Below are 19,169 nucleotides of genomic sequence, written 5' to 3' on the forward strand. Positions count from 1 at the left end.
GATTTAGAGCGACTCGATGACATAAGCCACTCCGGGGACCGTCTTAAACCCTACCACTTGATCCAATAGCGAATAATCTTTCAAGAGTTCAGCTCCAACTATACGAACTCCGACACTCGTTCGAACACGGCAAATACCACCGAGCTGCGATCGCACCTCAGCCGTTTCGAGTTTTCCGCTCCTCCATTTGATATCCACCTCAAAGCCCCCGCGTGCCCTCAGTCCTTTCACTTCTCCGTCCGACCATGCTATTGGCAGCGCCGGCAGCAAGTGAAGTTCTCCGGTATGGCTTTGCAGCAGCATTTCGGCGATGCCTGCAGTTCCCCCGAAGTTACCATCGATTTGAAACGGAGGGTGGTTATCAAGCAGGTTCGGCAGCGTCGATTTGCTTAGTAGAGCCATAACATTCTCATAAGCGGCCTCCCCGTCTTCTAGACGAGCCCAGAAATTGATGATCCACGCTCGGCTCCAACCGGTATGCCCGCCTCCGTGTGCAAGTCTGCGCTCCAACGTTTTGCGCGCTGCCTCGGCCAATGCCGGTGTTTTCCGAACGTTAATTTGATTGCCGGGATGAAGTCCGAACAGATGGGAAATATGCCGGTGTCCGGCCTTCTTCTCTTCGTAATCCTCGAGCCATTCCTGAAGTTGGCCGTAACGGCCGATCTGCGGCTCCGGAAGCCGACCACGGACATGCATCCACTCTTCCCGCAGCTCTTCGTCCGCTTCCAATAATTCGCTTGCCCGAATACATCCTGAGAACAAAGCATGTAAGATTTGATTATCCATCGCCGGTCCCATGGTAAGGCAGCCTCTTTCCCCATTTGGCAGCACGTACGTATTTTCCGGCGATACGGATGGGCAGGTCACCAGCCTGCCGTCCGGAGTTTCTATTAAATAGTCAAGAAAGAACAATGCCGATTCTTTCATCGTTTCATAAGCTCGCAGCAAAAATTCGCGGTCGCCGCCAAATTCGAAATGCTCCCACAGGTGCAAACAAAGCCATGCAGCACCCATTGGCCAGTACGTTGCTGGAATGTATATGTCCTGCGGAGAAGTGTCGCCCCAAATATCCGTATTGTGATGCGCAACGAATCCCCGGCAGCCGTACATGATTTGTGCGGTCTTCCGCCCTCGCTCGCGCATTCGCTCGATCAGGTCGAACAGCGGCTCGTGGCACTCCGACAAATTACATGTTTCGGCGGGCCAATAATTCATCTGAGCATTAATATTGATCGTATATTTGCTGTCCCACGGCGGCTCAATTTTATCATTCCAAATACCCTGCAAGTTGGCAGGCAAGGAGCCTGGACGGCTGCTTGATATGAGCAAATACCGGCCATATTGAAAATAGAGCGAAATGATACCTGAATCTTCGCCACCCTCGCGAACCCGCTCCAGCCTCTTATCTGTCGGTAAATCCTTAACTTCTTCCGAAGGGGGTTTCAGCTTAAAGGAAACTCGGTCAAACAGACGTCCGAAGTCTTCCTGATGATCGTCCTTCAACCGCGAGTACGTTTTCGATACCGCTTCCTCTACCCGCCTGACGCATTCTGCCTCCGGATCTTCGCAACGGAATGAGGTGGCTGCCGCTACGTAGAGTGTCAAACTGTCAGCTCGTTCCACGATCAAATGTTCACCGATAACGTTGACTACGCCTCCTTGAGTCTCCGCAAATAATACGGCACAAAATTCGGAACCACCGCCGCCGCAATTGCCTCGGATCGCAATACTGTGATCGGACAGCCTGCCTATTTGTTCTGCATACTTATTTTTCTCGCCCCGCATCAGACGCGCGGTCAACGATAAGGCGCCAGGCCTGTCAGCCTCTAGCCGAACCGCCAACACCTGATCGACGTGACTTGAAAGAATCTCGCGGGTATAACGAACACCGCCCGTCCTGTAAGATAAGGATGCAGTGCCAGTACTTAAGTCAAGCTCCCGCACATAATCTTCGACCTCATTTTCGTGATCAGCAAACGCCAGCGTCAAATCAGCGAGCGGCATATAGTGGCGCTGCCCCTCCGGGACGCCAGAAAGTGCCATTACCGCAAGCTGCTCCGCTTTGCGGATTTGCCCTTCCGCGATCCATTGACGGATTTGCGGAAGATGCTGCAGGGCATCCGGATTGTCGCGTTCCTTTGGTCCTCCATACCAAACCGAATCCTCGTTCAGCTGAATTTTTTCCTTGGCAACCTTGCCAAAAATCATGCCCCCCAGCCTGCCATTCCCAATCGGCAGCGCTTCGTTCCATTCGGCAGCTGGTTGCCGAAACCAGATTTTATCCATGAATACCTCCTAAGTATTTATGTAATGCCCACTACCATCGATACCCGAACGTCATACCGCATTGCCATGTACAATTCTACAATTCCGTGCCAACTCTTACCTTTTCAAAAAAATTCTCACCGCCGACTTGTCCACCTTTCAGAACAAGCTCCAGACCGTCAAACTGCGGCTCTTTCGAATGTGCACGGCATAAAGGTCCACCAGGCTCAAGCGCCGCTTTACAGGCTATTGCATAGATACCCAACTCACGTGTTATATAACCTGATGTATCCCCGCCAGCGATAAGAATGCGTGACACACCTGTCTCTGCCACTAATTCTCTGGTCAGCTTACCAAGCGCTTTACCCAGCAGACGCCCGCTGTCTTCGGCCTTAAGCCCTTGTGCAGCAAGCGTTTCACGAATGAGAGCAATCGTCTGGTCCTGTGGTCCCGAGGCTGTATACAGTACCACACTTCGACCGCTCTCCAGCACCGATCGCGCCTCTTGCTGCAATCGCAACTGCGCTTCCTGAGCCAGCTCCGGTTGGATTAATTCATTCATCGGAACCCGAATTCCAGTGAATCCTGCCTCCAAAGCACGCTGAATTTGTTTCTCTGTAACTGGTGAGCAGCTGCCCGACACCACTAAAAGACGATCGACAGATTCAACCATAACTACATCCTGCTCTGCGGGTGGTAAGATACCATCTGCTTTCCAGCAAGCATTGAGCGCGTATTCAACACCTGATGATCCGACTACAAACAATCCCTCGCCATCATTCGCTTCCTGCCAGATCAAACGGCCTGATTTTTCTAATCGAGGCTCATCCAGAACATCGAATAACACAACATCAGGCTGTTCGTTTTCAATTAATTGCTCTAATTTCCCATACACCTCTCCATAGGGTCCCTCAAGCGCTAAAATATCAAACAATGAAGTTTGCATTTTCGTTTGCCTTTGCAAATGCTTCCGTATATCCGCTTCTACCATCGGAGTCACGGGATGCTGCGACATCGTAGGATGGCGGTCTAACCTATGTATGCGCTCTCCCGCTGCCGCAAAATGATTGCCAAAGAGTGTATACCTTCGTAAATAGGGCACGCCCACTAATAAAGGTACATAACGGCCACCGAATACATCCCTGCCGATCTCCATCGCTTTTCCGATACTTCCGATATCAGGTGAAGAATCAAACGTTGAGCATATCTTATAATGTACAACAACCGCTCCGGTCATCTTCATCGTTATAAATATCGGGCGTAATTCCCTCTCCATCTCCTCAGGTGATAAAGACCGTCCCACACCCGCCACCCCAAAACAATCCACGTCTTGAAACTGCTCCTGCAGCACTTCCGGCGAAGGTGGCTCCAGAAACAAGATCGTTTTCAAACCTGCCTGAAACAAAGCTTCGAGTACATCCGTTGATCCGGTAAAATCATCACCATAGAAACATAACAATCGCTTGATCAGATCTTGTTCTTGTTCTTGTTCTTGTTCTTGTTCTTGTTCCTGATCTTGTTCTTGTTCTTGATCTTGTTCTTGATCTTGTTCTTGTTCTTGATCTTGTTCTTGATTATCCATTAGCCTCATCCCGTCCATATTCGCTTCAACCTCTCCCGTATTTTTCTATCGCACGTTGAAGCGGTGGATGCTGCTTAGCATACGTGTCAAGAGAAATCCCTTGTACAGCGGCCTCCCAGCCGAGCTTCATGCTCTCAAAGCCTGCTGATGGACCATCTGGATGCGCCAACATGCCGCCACCGGCCAAGTGCATCACATCAACGGAACGTGTAGCTTCATAGGTGACAGGAGCTGTACCCGCCCACTGCATAGACGAAATGACAGGCATCGAATGATACCCGCCTAATAACGGCGATGTGCAAGCTTGAATAGAACGTAATACAGATTCGTTGCTTTCATAGAATTTACTGTTAAAGCCATTGACATGAAGATGATCGGCACCTGCTAGACGGCATAACTTCTGATAGGCAGTAAATTCTATACCGAGCAAGGGACTCCTTGTCAGCATCCCCCATTGATTGCGATGACCATGAATCGGAACTTCACTGTACTGGTTCAAGTAAGCAAGGCCGCTCAATCCTACACTCAATACGCTGACCATAACGCATGTGCCGCCTGATTTCACGACGAGATCATGATTGCGGCGGAGCTCGTCAATGTCACCTGTAATGTTAAAAGCATACATCAGCTTCTTTCCGGTTGCGTCGGCAGCTCGTTCGACAGCTTCCATAACTGCCTTTACTTTTTGCTCCAAGGGAGCACACGGAGGATTCGCATTCAACTCATCATCTTTGATAAAATCCATCCCAGCTAGAGCAAGCTTCTTTACGAGCTCTGACAATTGTTCCGTAGATAACCCAATACTTGGCTTAATAATTGTGCCTAGAATGGGTCGATCATACACCCCTGTCAGCTTTCTTGTGCCTGCAATGCCAAACTTCGGGCCAGGATAACGGGTCGTAAATGATTCAGGCAGATCCAGATCCAAAAGACGCAGTCCCGAGAGTTCCTGGAGTTCATACAGATTTCCAGTTACAGCAGATAGCAAGTTAGGAATCGAAGGACCAAAATTATGCAGCGGAAATGAGACTGTTACGTGTCCTTGACGGTACTTGCCATCATGTCCAACAGGCGGCTTCGCTCCCGGTAAGGAAGGTGTATCTACTTCTGCAAGCTGTTCAATATGTTCGACGATTGCTCCGAACTTCGCTTTTAATTCGTCCGTTTCCCCTGGGACGGATGTAAAGGTGCCCGTTGATTGCTCCCCAGCAATCGTAGCCGCTGCACGCTCTAAAGAATATGGCGTTTCTACCAGATAGGTAGCTCTAACACGCTCTTGATTCATCCTGCCTCTCCCCCTATGCTTGTTACTGTTACGCTTTTTCCAACAAAGCTTTAACCGCTTCTATGCCCATTCGAGGAGAAGAAAGCACCGGTTTACCGGTTATTTCTTTGAGTTTCTGTTCCATGCGTGCCATCGAACCCTGTGCTAGTACAAGCACGTCAGCTGCATCTGCAATCCGCTTTGCCGTCTCCAACAAAATGCGGTCGTGTTCCTCAGGTTTACCCCCAACAAGCGCATCAAATGCGCCTTCAGCAAGTCCATTAACGAGCGTTACCTGTCGGCCTGCTGCCTCTGCTTGCTTCTGTACGAGCCGCATCGTAGGTGCAAGTGTCGATGGCAGGGTCGCTAGCACCGCAATGCGTTCATAGCTAACAGCCGCTGCTGCCATGGATTCATCAATTTTCACAATGGGCACACCGATGAGTCGGCGCGCATCATCAACCACTTCGCCTACGGAGGAGCAAGTATTCAAGATCACATCAGCTCCTATTTCTTCTCCATGATGAAAATACTGGATTAACCTTCGTGCCACTCCAGGTGGAACATGCCCTGCTTGCACCACATCGCCAATCAAGCTATCATCGATAATATTCACAAGCCTGCAATCTGGGAGCAATTCCTTAAACACCGCTTTTAGCGGGTCGGCCAAACCCTGGCCGGTATAGACAGCTACAACCGTCTTCATCATTCTTCCTCCTCTTCAAAAAAACCTCTACCACACAAACTCTTTATCCAGCCTGCGGTAATCGCCTTCACGCATCGGTGCTTCATTATATACTTTACGCCCGCTGTAGAGCGGCTTCTTCTCGCCTTTTGGCGTAATATTCACGACATCATCACCGCGCCATTCCGCTTCGAAAGTCTGACCAACAGCGTTTTCCAATGTTTTGCGGAAGCTGAGCGGGAAAGTTACCGTAATTTTTTCCCCGGCGGTTGCTGGACCAAGCAGTAGGAAATGCTTATTAACCCATCTGCTCTCCTCGCTGCCTTTACCTTCCGTAACCTGACCATGAAGCTCGCGAGTGAAGCGAATTTTCGTAAAACCAGCCCATTCCGGAATTCGAATCTGAAGTCGTTGAACATCCATATGAACATCAATAACGACTTTGCCTTCATGCGGTAAATAACTGCTGACATCAAGCCATTTGGAACCTCGGTTCAGCAGGAAGTTGATGCTGATTGACCCATTTTTCTCCGTGATGCTGTTGCTCCAGCCCATGAACAATCCGCGTGTACCAGAACCGAGACAACATAATTGCAAATCGCTCGTATGTCCTCGGCCTTCATTCACATCGCTTATGAAATCGTTAGGAGCTGAATAGCCGGCAAAAGATCCCCGTGTACGCTCAGCCACTTTGTAAAATGATTTGTTAGCTGGAATGTCATTCGATTTATCATTTGTTTGTTCAACCCAATCCAGATCCAGAAGCTGTGATTCCGTCAGGTGGTTTCGTAGGAAGCGCTCTACCATTCCCCAATATTCCACATAACCACTCTTAGCAAGGGTGATTCCTGTCGCAATCAGATCCACAAGTGAACAGGTTTCATGTTCATATGCTTGTTCATGCAAATCGCCTGGCGTCCAGCCAAATGACGTACACTTAGTTAGCGCCCAATCGTAGCACTTCTTCACCCAACTGATCATCGCTGCATCGCCCGTGAAGGCGCCGAATCGGGCGATCGCATCGAGTGTGCCCAGGCGCGTATGGAAATGACCGCTGCGGTAAGCCAATGAATCGTTAAAGCTGCCATCGGGATGAAAGACGCCGCTGCGCTCTATGATCAGAGCCGTGAAAAACTGACACAAATCAAAAGCATCCTGATTCCCTGTCAATTCGTGATATTTCAAGAGCGGCATGACTAATCGGCCGCAGAATGCAGCCGGATCTGGAGTGAGCCTCAGCTGCACGCCATTGGCGGAAGGCCAACCCGTTTCTTTGTATTCGGAGGCCGGATAGTACCACACATCGCGCTCTTTGATAGCAATTCTTTTCAGCGCTGCCACATGACGGTCTGCTGCTTCCTTTACTTTCGTGTCACCCGTTTCCATAAACCATGTCGTCAAAGATAAAATAACGGCACGTTGATCGATCAGATTAGCGTTTGGCTCCCAATTACGGGTGGGATTGATTTGTCGGTAGCTCATGCCATCCTCTTTAAAGAAGGAAAGCAAGTTAGCACGGTAATGTTCCTCTACATCTTTTCCGAATGTTTCCCCCGACATATGCCTGGCAAGAATCAAGCCATCGATCATCCTGCCATGCGAAGAGCCATAATCCCAATCACCATGTGTCATAAAAGCAGGCTTGTGTAACAGATCCGCATTAAAGAATGGAATATAATTGTGATCCTTGTCAGCCATCCCCACCATTGCATTAATCGCATGTCCTGCTCGTTCTTCCAGCATCAGTGTATCGGGAATTAGTCGTCTTTCCATCTGTATTCACTCCTTAGTCATCATTGATGTAGTTTCGGCGGCAATCCGGTATTTACCAATGGTCATTCCTGTTTTTTTCTTAAAGATTTGACTAAAATATCGATAGTCCTCGTAGCCAACCATTTGCGCAATCTCATAATTTTTATAGCTAGACAACCTCATTAGTTCTTTCGATTTATTAATTCGGAATTCAGTCATATAATCAACAAAATTGTGGCCTGTCGTTTTTTTAAATAAACGGCTTACATAATCCGTGTTCATGTAATGACTTTCAGCAATCTGATGTAGGGAAAGCGGCTGATCATAGTTGTTTTCTATCAAATTCTGAATGATACGCACAATCTTCTTGCCTTGTTTTTCATGTGAACGTTTGTAGTACTCGAGTACAGAGGGAATGATCTCTTCATCGAAAATCCGTTTCACAGCTGCCGCATCGTTCCGTTGCTGGATCATCTCTGTATACATTTGTGGATTTTTACCGCTTACTTCCTCTAGCCGATTTCCCGTTCCTCTAAGCTGTTTTTCAATAGAGTGGACAAGCAAAAAGGCGCTCCTCTGCAAATGATCTACAGTCATTGAATCCTCACTAATTGCAGCAAACAGCATGTCGCATTCTTGCTGAGCCTCTTCCTTGTTGCCCATTTGAAGGGAAAGGAGAAAAGCATTTTCCTTCTCCTGAGGGTAATTAAATCGCTCATTACTCAGGTCATTCTCAGCCCAAAGGACGGTACAAGACACACCCAGCCTTTTCTTTTTCAGTGCTTGCCCGGCCTCCAGATAAGCACGCCGTAAATAGTGGGCATCCTCTTTTTTCAATCCGATACCCAAGCTGTAGCTGCCCATTTCCTTTTGTTTGAGCAACCTTTGGATGGTATGGCATAATTTATTCATTTCCTCTAGCTGCAGCTGCTCACCTACGATAGCGATAACGAATTCCCCGTTTGCTTCCGGGGCGGTTGTTACGGCGAAGTTCCATTCTCCCCCAAACAAAAATGGTTTGTTCCGGATTAACTGTTCCCTCAGTTGCCCAACAAGTTTGTTTGTCTCGCATCCATCTCGAAATGTATCCCGCTGCCCGACCATCACATAGGTTTCGCCGCAAGTCCATCCTTCAGGAAGAGGAATTTCTTCCTCATTCTCACGAGCTTCTACATCTGTGACCGCATGATACAAAACTCTTTGAAGCCAGTCTCCTCTACTGTCAAACTGCCCTGTTCTCTTCTTTGTTTCCTGCTGTATCATCTTTGCTACTGCTCTCTCCAGCACAGAAACTAGCTCATCTTTTTTAACTGGTTTCAATAAATAATCAAATGCTTTCTGTCGGATAGCTTCTTTCATATATTCATAGTCGGAATACCCGCTTACGACGATCGTCAATAAATCCGGTAAATCACGATTCAGCATTCCGAGCAGTTGTTTGCCATCCAGCCCAGGCATCCGCATATCCAGAAAAAGTAGATCCGGTTTCTCGGCAAGCGCGATCCTATGCGCTTCTTCCCCGTCTCCAGCCTCTCCAACAAGTCTGAAACCGAAACGATCCCAAGGTATAGATTGAATAAGCCCCCTCCGGATCCATATTTCATCGTCGACAATGACTACCTTTCGCATGAACCAAACCCTCCCGATGCTTGATTGCACCACTGTTATCCCTTCAGAGAGCCAGCGGTCAAACCGTCAATAATATACCTTTGAAGAAATAAATAAATAAGTAATATCGGAGCAATGACGACCACCATAAATGCGAACACAACGCCCCAATTCGTGCTGTACATTGTAACAAAATTAAAAATTTGGAGCACAATCGTCCACTTCGTGCTATCTGTCATCAAATAGAAAGGACCGAAAAAATCGTTCCAAACGGATACCATGACAACGATCGCAACCGTTACAAGCACAGTTATTATGAGCGGAAGAATGATCTGAACATACAATCGGAAATAACCGCAGCCTTCCAAAAGCGCCGCTTCGTCCAGCTCTCGTGGAATGGATTTCATGAATCCTACCAGCAGGAATACGGCAAATGGGAGCAATACGGCCGTATAGTACATGATAAGGCTGAAGTACGTTCCTCGAATGTGCAAATCACCCATTAGCTTAATGGTGGGTACGATAGAAACAGGCACGATTAGGCCCATGATGAATAAATAGTACGCCGTACGCAAAAAGCGGTCGTCTCTTCGTTGAATAATGAAAGCAGCCATAGATGCAAACACATTGACGCAAAGCACCACGCAGCTCGAAATCAGGAAACTGTTCATGAACCCGCGTACAATATGCGCCTGAGCAAAGATGTCCTTATAATTGCTGAACTGCCACTCTGTGGGGAGGGACAAGCCGAACAGCGCTGATTCACGGATATCTTTGAACGAGTTAATGAGAATCATCAGAAAGGGGATGAGGATCATCAGTGCCAAACAGATAGTCGCCAATTCGAGCACAATAAGCATGTTGCGCCGTTGTCTCACATCTCCACCTCCCGTTTCTTCATCCTCATCAGCACCGGCACACCAATGCAAGTAACTAAGATGAACAACACGACGTTAACCGTTGTCGCATAACCGAACTCTCCTGAACTGAACATGCTGCGAATATAGGTGTAAAACACTTCTGTCGTATATCCTGGTCCGCCTTCAGTCAGAACCATAACCATTTCAAACACTTTCATAGAACCAATCATGGAAAGTAACACATTTACGGTAAAAGCCGGTGCTAGCAGCGGAAAAATAATATGTCGAAACCGGCTCCAGTATTGCGCACCATCGATTGAAGCGCTTTCCGTCAAGTCTTTTGGAATGAACTGAAGTCCCGCTAAATAAACGACCATAGAAAATCCAGCTACGCGCCATATATCCGTCACAATAATGGAAAACAGCGCATATTTCGGATCGTTCAGCCAATCATGCGCAAGTGCGGCAAGCCCCACCTGCTCCAGAATTTGATTCACAATCCCATGCTCAGGATGATAAATAGCACGGAAGATATAACCAATGACGATCGGAGCGATCACATAAGGAAGGAAAAATATCATCCGCAGCACATTGCGCAGCACAAGAGCTTCATTGAGAATGAGCGCCAAGCCAAGCCCGCATACATTTTGCAGTACCGTTACAGCAGCAGCAAAGATTAACGTATTGAACAAGGCAGTTAGTAGTCTCGGCTCTTGAAAGATCGCCGCATAGTTTTGAAAACCTACGAATCGAATATCCTTGGCATTGATGTTCCAATCGGTGAAGCTGTAATAAAATCCGATAAGGGTTGGAGTTATAAAAAACACCAGAAAAACAGCCAGAGCTGGAAATGAAAAATAGAGCGGATACTTGCTTTTTCCCAACGCCTCCCCCTCCTTTTCTTTCAAGCTGCCTATTCGAATCCTGCTAACCGTTTGGATTTGCCGTCTTTTTTATAGTTGGCATCGAATTCCTTCACTGCCGCATCTACATTCCCATTGATGAAGAAGTTTTGCAGCGTTTTTTGAAAATCAGCAAATGTCGGTGTTAGACGGTTTTGGACGTTGATTTTTGCTTTGCCTGTATCGATTAAGCCTTTTACCGTTTGCTGCACAGGATACAATTCACTTTTAGCATCTTTAAAGATAGGAATGCCAGGCGCTGTTTGATAGTACAGATTGACCATATCAGGAGTAATCATGAACTTAATCAAATCGGCAGCTTCTTTCGAATGCTTCGCTTTTTCAGGCACCATTAATTGGTTAGGAGGCGTAATCAACGCCGTACCCGCATCATTCGCCGCAGGGAATGGGAAGAACCCAATGTGATCTTTCACAAAGTCTTTGCTGAATTTTTTCTCCAGTTGTGGAATAATGCCATCGAGCATAAACACCATGGCTACTTTACCATCACCTATCTTGCTCTGCATTTCGTCATACGTTCCCGCCATCAAATTATCTTGATATAAGCCGAGATCTTTCAATTCTTTCTGCTTCGTAAATAAATCTTTCACCTGTGGTATATCAGCAAGCCCGAGTTGGTTTTTCTCCAATTTCTGAACGCCTTCATCGCCGATTGCCGGATCTACACCCGAAACCCATCCTGTCAAATAAAAGATTTGCGCCGGCCATCCATCCTTCACTCCTTCATAGAAAGGTGTCACGCCTGAAGCTTTTATCTTCTTGGCTGTCTCAATTAAATCTGCATAGTTTTTAGGTGGCTGAACGCCAACCTTGCCAAATACATCTTTGTTATAATAAACGCCCATCATACCCGTAGCCCCGAATGGAATACCATAGATCTTTTTGTCCGGCGTTGTTTGGAATTCTTTCATCGATGGAATGATTCGATCCCATACGGCTGTATCTGTACTCCATTCATGAAGCGTTTCCTCAGCCCTTAATTTGACGTTTTGCTTCGTACCTGGCTGCATCAAAAATAAATCAGGAAAATCGCCTGTTGAAAACCGAGTTTTCATCATATTATCGAAGTCACCGCCGGGTAACGCTTGTAATTCGACCTTATTGCCGGTTTGCTTTTGATAAGCTTCGAATATTTTGTTAAATGGAACAGCGTCCACTGTATTGGGAATTACAAACGTGAGGGTGACAGGATCTTTCGTCGGAGCTATTGTGCTGGTTGGCGTGTTCGTCGCTGTAGCTGATTTGCTTACTTCTGGCGTTCCTATAGTGCCATTGTTACTACTGCATCCCGTAAATGAACTAGCTGCCATACAAACCGTTAACATCGACAAAACCGTTTTCATTTTTCTCATTTTTGTAGTACCCTCCTTTAGGAATCGCTTACAAGTTAATTATATGAAAACGTTTTCCGTGACTCTATTCACGATTTCGACTAAAAATGTTTAATTTTCTTACCCTGAGAGTATTACTTATACGTCCTCTACAAAGTTCCATGATGAAATGATGAGGGTTACACGGGTCCCTTCCCCCACTTCACTCTCTATTTTACATTCAAATTGCTTGCCCAAGCGGATTGCATACCTGGCATAGACATTGCGAATACCAATGCCCCCGCCCGCAGCAGAAGAAACAGGCATATCTTCTGACAACTGTTTTCTGAGCTCATTTCTTAACGCCTTCAGTCTCTCTGCCGAAATGCCGACCCCATCATCACTTACTGTGATGTGCAAAGATTCACCTTCTTTGTGAGCAATTATTCGGATCGTGCTTTTCCCAATCTTTGGCTCCACCCCATGGAACACCGCATTCTCCACAAGTGGCTGCAGTGTCATTTTCAGCAGCGGGTAATCGAGTAAATTGTCCTCGATTTCCTGAATATACGTAATTTTGTCTTCGAAACGGATTCGCTGAATGTTCATATAAGAATCAATTTGTTCCAACTCTTCACGAAGGGTAACCATTTCATCCTTATTTTTGATATTGTAGCGGAACATATCTGCAAGTGACTGAGCCATATCACCGATTTTCTCAACATCATAATAATCGGCCATTGCCTTAATGCTATCTAGCGTGTTGTATAGAAAATGCGGATTAATTTGTGAATAGAGCATAGCAAGCTCGACTTGCTGAAGCTTAATTTGGTATATATATTTGGATTCGATTAAGCTTTGAAGTTCAACCTGCATGTCGTTAAAGTTCTTCGCGATTCTTCCGATTTCATCGCTTCTTTTAACTTGGACTCGAACCGAGAAGTCGCCTCTTTTCACTCGATTAATCGTTCTATATAAGTCCAGAATTGGGTTGGTAATTCTTTGCCCGAACAAAAAGGAAATAAATATAGTAACCAAAAAGGCTATCAGCGTTGTAAGTAGTGTTGCCGTTTTGATTCGATCCAGAGAACCGAACATTTCATTCTTAGGCATCGCAAGTACGACTTTCCAATTGGAATAATCCGACTGTGTATAGGTAACAAGCAGATTGTCCTGCTCGCCGCCATACCAGAACTTTCCGCTGCCGTTTGTGATACGTGATAGCATATCTTTACGGAGAACAGCATCAGACTGCTTAAAAGAGGCGTATACTTGTTGATTATTTTGATCCAAAATGAGCAATTTGCTGTTCGCGGAAAGGCTATCGTTCTGACCAATATGGAGAAACAATTCAACATTGTATTCTGCGCGTACAACAATAAAATTGTCGGGATTAGCAAAATCTCGAATTAAAATGGACGATGAATATGCGGTCTCATCACTTCCAGAAACCGCTCCTTTAGGCGGACCGGTAAAATGCACACGACCGTCATTGATTACCGTCTGCTGGAACCAATCGGATTGCTGTACTTCATCGGCTGTCCAAGGCTTCTGATTATCCGAAGCATTCAGCATTTCTCCGTTATTGTAATAAATTTGAACCCGGATAAAATCTCTGATTGGTGTAATGTTAAAGCTTTTCAGAAATAAGTTTCCTATCTTTTGCCTGAACAGAAATTGATCCTGCTTATCCATCGTCGCATACGCATTAATTCCATCTATGTACTCCTGACTGAAATAAGGCGCCAGCAGAAGATTTCGCTTGTTTTGAAAGTCATTATCCATATTTTTCTCAATTTGTCGAACGATTTGAAAACTTGACGATTCTACCTGCTCCGATACAGAGCGATATGAAATATAGAAGGAAATAGCTCCTACCGATGCTATGCAAATAAAAATAATAATGAAATAACTGAAGAGAAGAACGATACGGATTTTGGAAAATAAGGATCGAATTTTCCCGAAAATTCCCCAAAGCTTGCTTCTACGCATGATACCAACCACCCCTCATTAAAACGTTTCAACTAGGAATGGGATTATTTTACCATACACCTTCTCGATCGGAGTAGGTTTATTTCAGAGCATTTTATATTCATTCTTACTTTTATCCATAAACAACAAATTGTTAAGAAATTTAGCTTTAAGAAAAAGAATATCAAAACCCGCTTCGCAAGGCCTAGCCTAGCTAAGTGGGTAATAAAATAAAGATCCCTTGCTTTCGCAAGGGATCTTTATGCAGGGTAACCTCCGCCGGGCGGCGGCCAAGCTCCGTTCATTCGGCGGAGCAAAACGATTTCTCCCAAGTGATAAGAATTGTGTGAGGCAATGTTGCGCAAAATACTCGCTTTCGTCTCCGTCGGGAACTTTTCAAGAATTTCATCCAGCTGTGACGTTCGAGCAATCTCACAAGCTCTCTCAACTCCTTGCAGAAAGCTTTGAACAATCGTCTCCCATTCCTCTTCACTCTCTGGACGATCCGCGGTAGGCCAACTGTCCATGACGTGCGAAGGCAATTCAGGCTTGCCTCCTTCAAGGTAAGTCAACAAAAATTCCTGCCAGTAGCCCATATGCTTCAACAACTGATAAATGGTGTAAGGCGCACCCGTGGTACGAGTGCTTGCAAGTTCAGCATTAATATCTGACAATGCTCTAGTTATCGGAATATGTCCGCGCTCTCCGACTAATGATTTCACAAGTGCTTCACCAAATGCTCGATTGGATTCATTCATAGACATAGCTGTCATCTCCAACCCCCTTCATTCATTTATTTTGTATGCTATTTATTCGATACCCTCAAATTAAATTGCATAAAATACAATTTTAAGAAACTATAATACCCTAAATTTATGCAAAGTGTCAAGTCAGTTCAATCTCCGCAGAAATGCTTCATATCACCGATATTCATATAATTTTTATATTTCTTCATGAGCAGGTATACTGGTTTCAGAACAGTTAAATGATACAATATGGAAATGATAGACAATCAAACCTAAGGAGTGAAATTAATGGCTATTGATGTATATCTTAATTTTAATGGAAACACTCGTGAAGTCATTGAGTATTACGCTGAAGTTTTTGGACTAGACAAGCCACAAATCATGACCTTTGGAGATACGCCACCCGACCCATCCTTTCCTCTTCCTGAGGAAGCCAAAAATTTAGTTATGCATGCACGCCTTAGCATTTCTGGAAGTACAGTTATGTTCTCCGATGTTTTCCCAGGAATGCCTTTCGTTGCCGGTAACAACATTAGCCTTTCCTTAGTCAGTAAGGATATCGATGAAGTGAAGTCAGCCTTTCATAAGTTGAAAGAAGGCGGCAAAGTAGGCATGGAGCTTCAAGAAACATTCTGGAGCAAATGCTACGGCAACTTAGAAGATAAATTCGGTATTCAATGGCAGTTTAACTATGACAATGGTGAATCGGTTTATTAATTAATCTTTCACCATACAAAAAGGGATATTTAATCTTTCTTTCTCAAGAAAGGATTGGATATCCTTTTTTACATAGTGTACCCTTCGTTTACAATATAGGAGAAACCAATTTCGATATGGACTCCAGGAACCGAATCCGTAAAGAACGCTTATCATACTCCTCCAACGTCAGCTCCATACAGCCCTCCATATCCTTCCAGAACGTGTTTTCCAGCTTCTTCGCCGTCTCTGCATGATACATCAAGGCGTTAGTTTCGAAATTCAGCCGAAGGCTGCGAATATCGAAGTTGGCCGTCCCTACAGAGGCTACCCGCCCATCGACGATGATCGTTTTCGCATGAAGAAAGCCTTGATCATATAAGTAGCATTTCACTCCAGCTCGAAGCAATTCACCTACATAATACAAGGAAGCCCAATGAACAAACATATGATCTGCTTTCTCAGGGATCATGATTCTAACATCTATGCCCGATAAAGCAGCAATGCGCAGCGCATTCAACATGCTTTCTTCAGGGATAAAATAAGGAGTCTGCAGGAGGATTCTGCTCTTGGCCATGTGAATCATTTTTAGGAATGTAAACACGAAATGCGGCCATGCTTCATTAGGTCCACTTGCCACAATTTGCATAGGCACGTGTTCCAAGCTATTGACTTCCACCATAGTATCGGGAAAATACTGCGGCTCAACTTCCATTTGCTGCACCGATGCTAAGTTCCAATCCAGTATAAATCTCGATTGCAAAGCGCGAACAACGCTTCCGGTCAAACGAAGATGCGTATCTCGCCAGTAACCAAATCGTGGATCCAAACCCAGATACTCGTTACCAACATTGAATCCGCCCATGTACCCAATCTGACCATCAATGATAACCAATTTACGATGATTGCGATAATTTACTCGATAGTTCAGAAATGGAATTCGCGATGGGAAAAATGCGGCTTTTTGCCCGCCAGCTTTTAGGAAATCTCGGAAAAAGGACTCATTCAAGGACCTTGAGCCAATATCGTCATATAAAAATTTAACGTGGACACCCTGTTCCGCTTTCCTCGTGAGGGCTTCCATGATCTTCTGACCCAGCGAATCATTCTTAACGATATAATACTGCATATGTATATGGGACTCAGCAGCTTCAATTTTCATCAGTAAATCACTGAATTTAGCCACACCGTCTGTGAAAATATGTACACCATTATCTTGTGTGAGGAACGCATCATTCGTTGCGACATTCAGATAAATCAAATCTCGATACTGACTTACCATCGGATCAATATAGGGCAGCGTCCCGTCGATCAGCTGTGTCCGCTGCTCTGAAATGACGGTTTGCACTCTTTCAAGCATACGGCGATTCCATTTATACAGCTTTCTGCGGCTCAAATTTTGTCCAAGCATCACATAGAGCAAGAAACCGAGAATCGGAATGAATAAGAGCACCATGAGCCATGACCACGTTGCCGCCACGTTTCGACGTTCTAAAAACACAACTGTTATGGCGAGTAAAATATTGATCACAAAGACGACAGTTAGTATATGCGATATCCAGTCCATAACATCACTCCAAACCATTTATATCAACTCATCGCTATTATACCTGAATTTCGACAAATTAGGAAAAGACCCCCTATTCACGAGGTGAATAAGAGGTCATTGACAAGCTACCGTTTATGCTATTTTCTTAATTAGGCACAGTTTTCTCAAATAATAAACGCCGCCTACTTTAATGACATCATCCGAATAAGCTTCGATCAATGAACCCGCGTCTTCCAATTCACCATCAAACCACACCTCTACAGGTGTTTGAAACAACATGCAATGGTACATATCTGCATCCGTTAAACATGCCTCAGTCCGGCTCATTATGAACAACTGCCTCTCCTAAAAAATTTCATCCGGTTAATGTCTTTATCGACACGATTAGGGAGAAAATGAAGAGGAAATAGAAAGAAGAAACTGGAAGCAATGTGCCTCCAGTCTCCTTTTAAACGTAGTTAGTAACCATTATTTTATAAAGTGCGATATACTGCTGGGCTGACTTTTTCCAACTGAAATCGCCTTTTTTCATATTTTGCTGAATTTTCAGCCATGCATCTCTATCATTCTTGTAGAAAAATACAGCGCGGCGAATGATATGCAGCATGTCATGCGCGTTATAATTGCTGAATGTGAATCCAGTTCCTTCACCCGTGAACTCATTATAAGGCTGTACGGTATCTTTCAGTCCGCCAGTTTCTCTTACAATGGGCACAGATCGATAACGAAGTGCTATCAATTGCCCAATCCCGCAAGGCTCGAACTGAGACGGCATCAAGAACAGGTCAGAAGCCGCATAGACTTGATGTGCTAATGATTCATCGAAGTAAATTTGAGCAGACACCTTATCTGGATGTGTTTGAGCCGCATATCGGAACATTTGCTCATATCCATAGTCGCCTGTACCGAGAACGACAAGTTGAATGTCCAAAGCGAGAATCTCCGAAATGACATGCTGGATGAGATCAAGCCCTTTTTGCTGAACCAAGCGAGTGACCAATGCAATCATCGGTACATCACCATTCACAGGCAGACCCAAGCGCTCCTGCAGAGCTAGCTTATTCTGCTGCTTCTTCGGTAAGGAATCTCGATAATTCACAACCAGATGCGAATCGGTCATTGGATCGAATACGTCATAATCAATGCCATTCACGATACCCGTTAACTGATCTTTGCGATGACGCAGCAGGCTGTCCAAAAATTCACCATAAAAAGGAGTTTGAATTTCCTCCGCATAAGTCTGACTTACCGTTGTTATCCAATCCGAATAGAGTAGCCCGCCTTTGAGGAAGCTTGCGCCACCATGTAATTCAAGCGCAGTTCCTGTGAAATGATCGTCTGATAAACCGAACAAATCTTTTAATAGGGGTTGATCAAACACACCTTGATATTTCAAGTTATGAACGGTAGACATCGTCTTCATCTCGCTATAGAAAGGGAGGTGTTGATAATGTGCCTTCAGCAGCACAGGAATCATACCCGTTTGCCAGTCATGGCAATGAATCACATCCGGCTGGAAATCAAGTAACGGGAGCGCCTCAATAACCCCTCTGCAGAAGAACCCAAAACGCTCCGCCTCGTCACCATAACCATAAATGCCTGGACGCTTGAAATAAAACTCATTATCCACGAAGTAAAAGGTGACTCCCTCATGCTGAAGCATCTCAATCCCAATGTATTGCTTTCTCCAACCGATGTACACATCAAAGGCGACTACCTTCGTCATCGCTTCCCGATAAACAGCAGGGATATCGCCATACTTAGGTAAAATAACCCGCACATCCAGCCCTTGACGAATAAGCTCCTTTGGTAACGAGCCAATTACGTCAGCTAGACCGCCTGTTTTAATAAATGGCACAGCCTCAGATGCAGCAAATAGTACTTTCATCTTCCTACTCCTCCAATGGATGTTTGAAAAGCCACCTTTTGCAAAACGAAGCTTATTCAGAATGATTGGT

15 protein-coding genes are annotated in these 19,169 nt (G+C 45.3%); 1 reads left to right on the plus strand and 14 read right to left on the minus strand.

The genetic code is table 11. From position 1 onward, the window contains the following. Positions 1-3: 3 nt before the first annotated feature. The 11 genes from ASG85_RS35785 to ASG85_RS35835 all read right to left on the minus strand — a co-directional run bounded on the left by ASG85_RS35785 (position 4) and on the right by ASG85_RS35835 (position 14,978). On the minus strand, positions 4-2,286 hold the full coding sequence (locus ASG85_RS35785) for a glycosyl hydrolase family 95 catalytic domain-containing protein (RefSeq protein WP_060649420.1): 2,283 nt from the start codon (positions 2,284-2,286) through the stop codon (positions 4-6). 76 nt (positions 2,287-2,362) lie between these two features. Further along, positions 2,363-3,847: a four-carbon acid sugar kinase family protein gene (locus ASG85_RS35790; RefSeq protein WP_082588371.1), complete on the minus strand. Its 1,485-nt coding sequence runs from the start codon at positions 3,845-3,847 to the stop codon at positions 2,363-2,365. 25 nt (positions 3,848-3,872) lie between these two features. After that, positions 3,873-5,132 (minus strand): ribulose-bisphosphate carboxylase large subunit family protein, encoded by a 1,260-nt coding sequence (locus ASG85_RS35795; RefSeq protein WP_060649421.1) that lies wholly within the window; start codon positions 5,130-5,132, stop codon positions 3,873-3,875. A 28-nt stretch (positions 5,133-5,160) separates the two neighbouring features. Beyond that, positions 5,161-5,820 (minus strand): aspartate/glutamate racemase family protein, encoded by a 660-nt coding sequence (locus ASG85_RS35800; RefSeq protein ID WP_060649422.1) that lies wholly within the window; start codon positions 5,818-5,820, stop codon positions 5,161-5,163. 24 nt (positions 5,821-5,844) lie between these two features. Then, positions 5,845-7,569, minus strand: coding sequence for a hypothetical protein (locus ASG85_RS35805; RefSeq protein ID WP_057301722.1), 1,725 nt, complete (start codon positions 7,567-7,569; stop codon positions 5,845-5,847). 6 nt (positions 7,570-7,575) lie between these two features. Further along, positions 7,576-9,177 carry a response regulator gene (locus tag ASG85_RS35810; RefSeq protein ID WP_057301723.1) on the minus strand — a complete coding sequence of 534 codons (1,602 nt, stop codon included), beginning with the start codon at positions 9,175-9,177 and terminating at the stop codon, positions 7,576-7,578. Positions 9,178-9,212: 35 nt separating this feature from the next. Further along, positions 9,213-10,034, minus strand: coding sequence for a carbohydrate ABC transporter permease (locus ASG85_RS35815; RefSeq protein ID WP_060649423.1), 822 nt, complete (start codon positions 10,032-10,034; stop codon positions 9,213-9,215). Further along, positions 10,031-10,900 carry a carbohydrate ABC transporter permease gene (locus tag ASG85_RS35820; RefSeq protein ID WP_057301725.1) on the minus strand — a complete coding sequence of 290 codons (870 nt, stop codon included), beginning with the start codon at positions 10,898-10,900 and terminating at the stop codon, positions 10,031-10,033. The genes ASG85_RS35815 and ASG85_RS35820 overlap by 4 nt, the downstream gene beginning before the upstream one ends. Positions 10,901-10,929: 29 nt before the next feature. Beyond that, entirely contained in the window at positions 10,930-12,291 is a 1,362-nt protein-coding gene (locus ASG85_RS35825) for an ABC transporter substrate-binding protein (protein ID WP_057301726.1), read from the minus strand. 117 nt (positions 12,292-12,408) lie between these two features. After that, a complete protein-coding gene (locus ASG85_RS35830; protein ID WP_060649424.1) occupies positions 12,409-14,241 on the minus strand; it encodes a sensor histidine kinase in 1,833 nt (610 codons plus the stop codon). Between the two features lie 239 nt (positions 14,242-14,480). Next, the gene (locus tag ASG85_RS35835) at positions 14,481-14,978 is read right to left on the minus strand and encodes a DinB family protein (protein WP_057301853.1); all 498 of its coding nucleotides are present in this window, start codon (positions 14,976-14,978) and stop codon (positions 14,481-14,483) included. Positions 14,979-15,254: 276 nt separating this feature from the next. On the opposite strand from ASG85_RS35835, the gene ASG85_RS35840 reads away from it, so the two are divergent. Then, positions 15,255-15,683: a VOC family protein gene (locus ASG85_RS35840; RefSeq protein WP_057301728.1), complete on the plus strand. Its 429-nt coding sequence runs from the start codon at positions 15,255-15,257 to the stop codon at positions 15,681-15,683. Between the two features lie 88 nt (positions 15,684-15,771). Here the strand turns inward: ASG85_RS35840 and cls are convergent, their stop codons facing one another. From cls to glgA, 3 genes are all read right to left on the minus strand, one after another. Beyond that, a complete protein-coding gene (gene cls, locus ASG85_RS35845; protein WP_057301729.1) occupies positions 15,772-17,229 on the minus strand; it encodes a cardiolipin synthase in 1,458 nt (485 codons plus the stop codon). A 114-nt stretch (positions 17,230-17,343) separates the two neighbouring features. Then, positions 17,344-17,538, minus strand: coding sequence for a hypothetical protein (locus ASG85_RS35850; protein WP_057301730.1), 195 nt, complete (start codon positions 17,536-17,538; stop codon positions 17,344-17,346). 121 nt (positions 17,539-17,659) lie between these two features. Continuing rightward, complete coding sequence (gene glgA, locus ASG85_RS35855) at positions 17,660-19,099, minus strand: glycogen synthase GlgA (protein WP_057301731.1); 1,440 nt, start codon at positions 19,097-19,099, stop codon at positions 17,660-17,662. Positions 19,100-19,169 lie beyond the last annotated feature (70 nt).

Origin of the sequence: Paenibacillus sp. Soil724D2 (genome assembly GCF_001427935.1) — a bacterium.
Classification (GTDB): Bacteria; Bacillota; Bacilli; order Paenibacillales; family NBRC-103111; genus Paenibacillus_E.

Excerpts from the sequence above, each read along its gene's own strand:
- ASG85_RS35785 (WP_060649420.1), bottom strand. The coding sequence starts at position 2,286 with ATGGATAAAATCTGGTTTCGGCAACCAGCTGCCGAATGGAACGAAGCG.
- ASG85_RS35790 (WP_082588371.1), bottom strand. The coding sequence starts at position 3,847 with ATGGATAATCAAGAACAAGATCAAGAACAAGAACAAGATCAAGAACAA.
- ASG85_RS35795 (WP_060649421.1), bottom strand. The coding sequence starts at position 5,132 with ATGAATCAAGAGCGTGTTAGAGCTACCTATCTGGTAGAAACGCCATAT.
- ASG85_RS35800 (WP_060649422.1), bottom strand. The coding sequence starts at position 5,820 with ATGATGAAGACGGTTGTAGCTGTCTATACCGGCCAGGGTTTGGCCGAC.
- ASG85_RS35805 (WP_057301722.1), bottom strand. The coding sequence starts at position 7,569 with ATGGAAAGACGACTAATTCCCGATACACTGATGCTGGAAGAACGAGCA.
- ASG85_RS35810 (WP_057301723.1), bottom strand. The coding sequence starts at position 9,177 with ATGCGAAAGGTAGTCATTGTCGACGATGAAATATGGATCCGGAGGGGG.
- ASG85_RS35825 (WP_057301726.1), bottom strand. The coding sequence starts at position 12,291 with ATGAGAAAAATGAAAACGGTTTTGTCGATGTTAACGGTTTGTATGGCA.
- ASG85_RS35830 (WP_060649424.1), bottom strand. The coding sequence starts at position 14,241 with ATGCGTAGAAGCAAGCTTTGGGGAATTTTCGGGAAAATTCGATCCTTA.
- ASG85_RS35835 (WP_057301853.1), bottom strand. The coding sequence starts at position 14,978 with ATGAATGAATCCAATCGAGCATTTGGTGAAGCACTTGTGAAATCATTA.
- ASG85_RS35840 (WP_057301728.1), top strand. The coding sequence starts at position 15,255 with ATGGCTATTGATGTATATCTTAATTTTAATGGAAACACTCGTGAAGTC.
- cls (WP_057301729.1), bottom strand. The coding sequence starts at position 17,229 with ATGGACTGGATATCGCATATACTAACTGTCGTCTTTGTGATCAATATT.
- ASG85_RS35850 (WP_057301730.1), bottom strand. The coding sequence starts at position 17,538 with ATGAGCCGGACTGAGGCATGTTTAACGGATGCAGATATGTACCATTGC.
- glgA (WP_057301731.1), bottom strand. The coding sequence starts at position 19,099 with ATGAAAGTACTATTTGCTGCATCTGAGGCTGTGCCATTTATTAAAACA.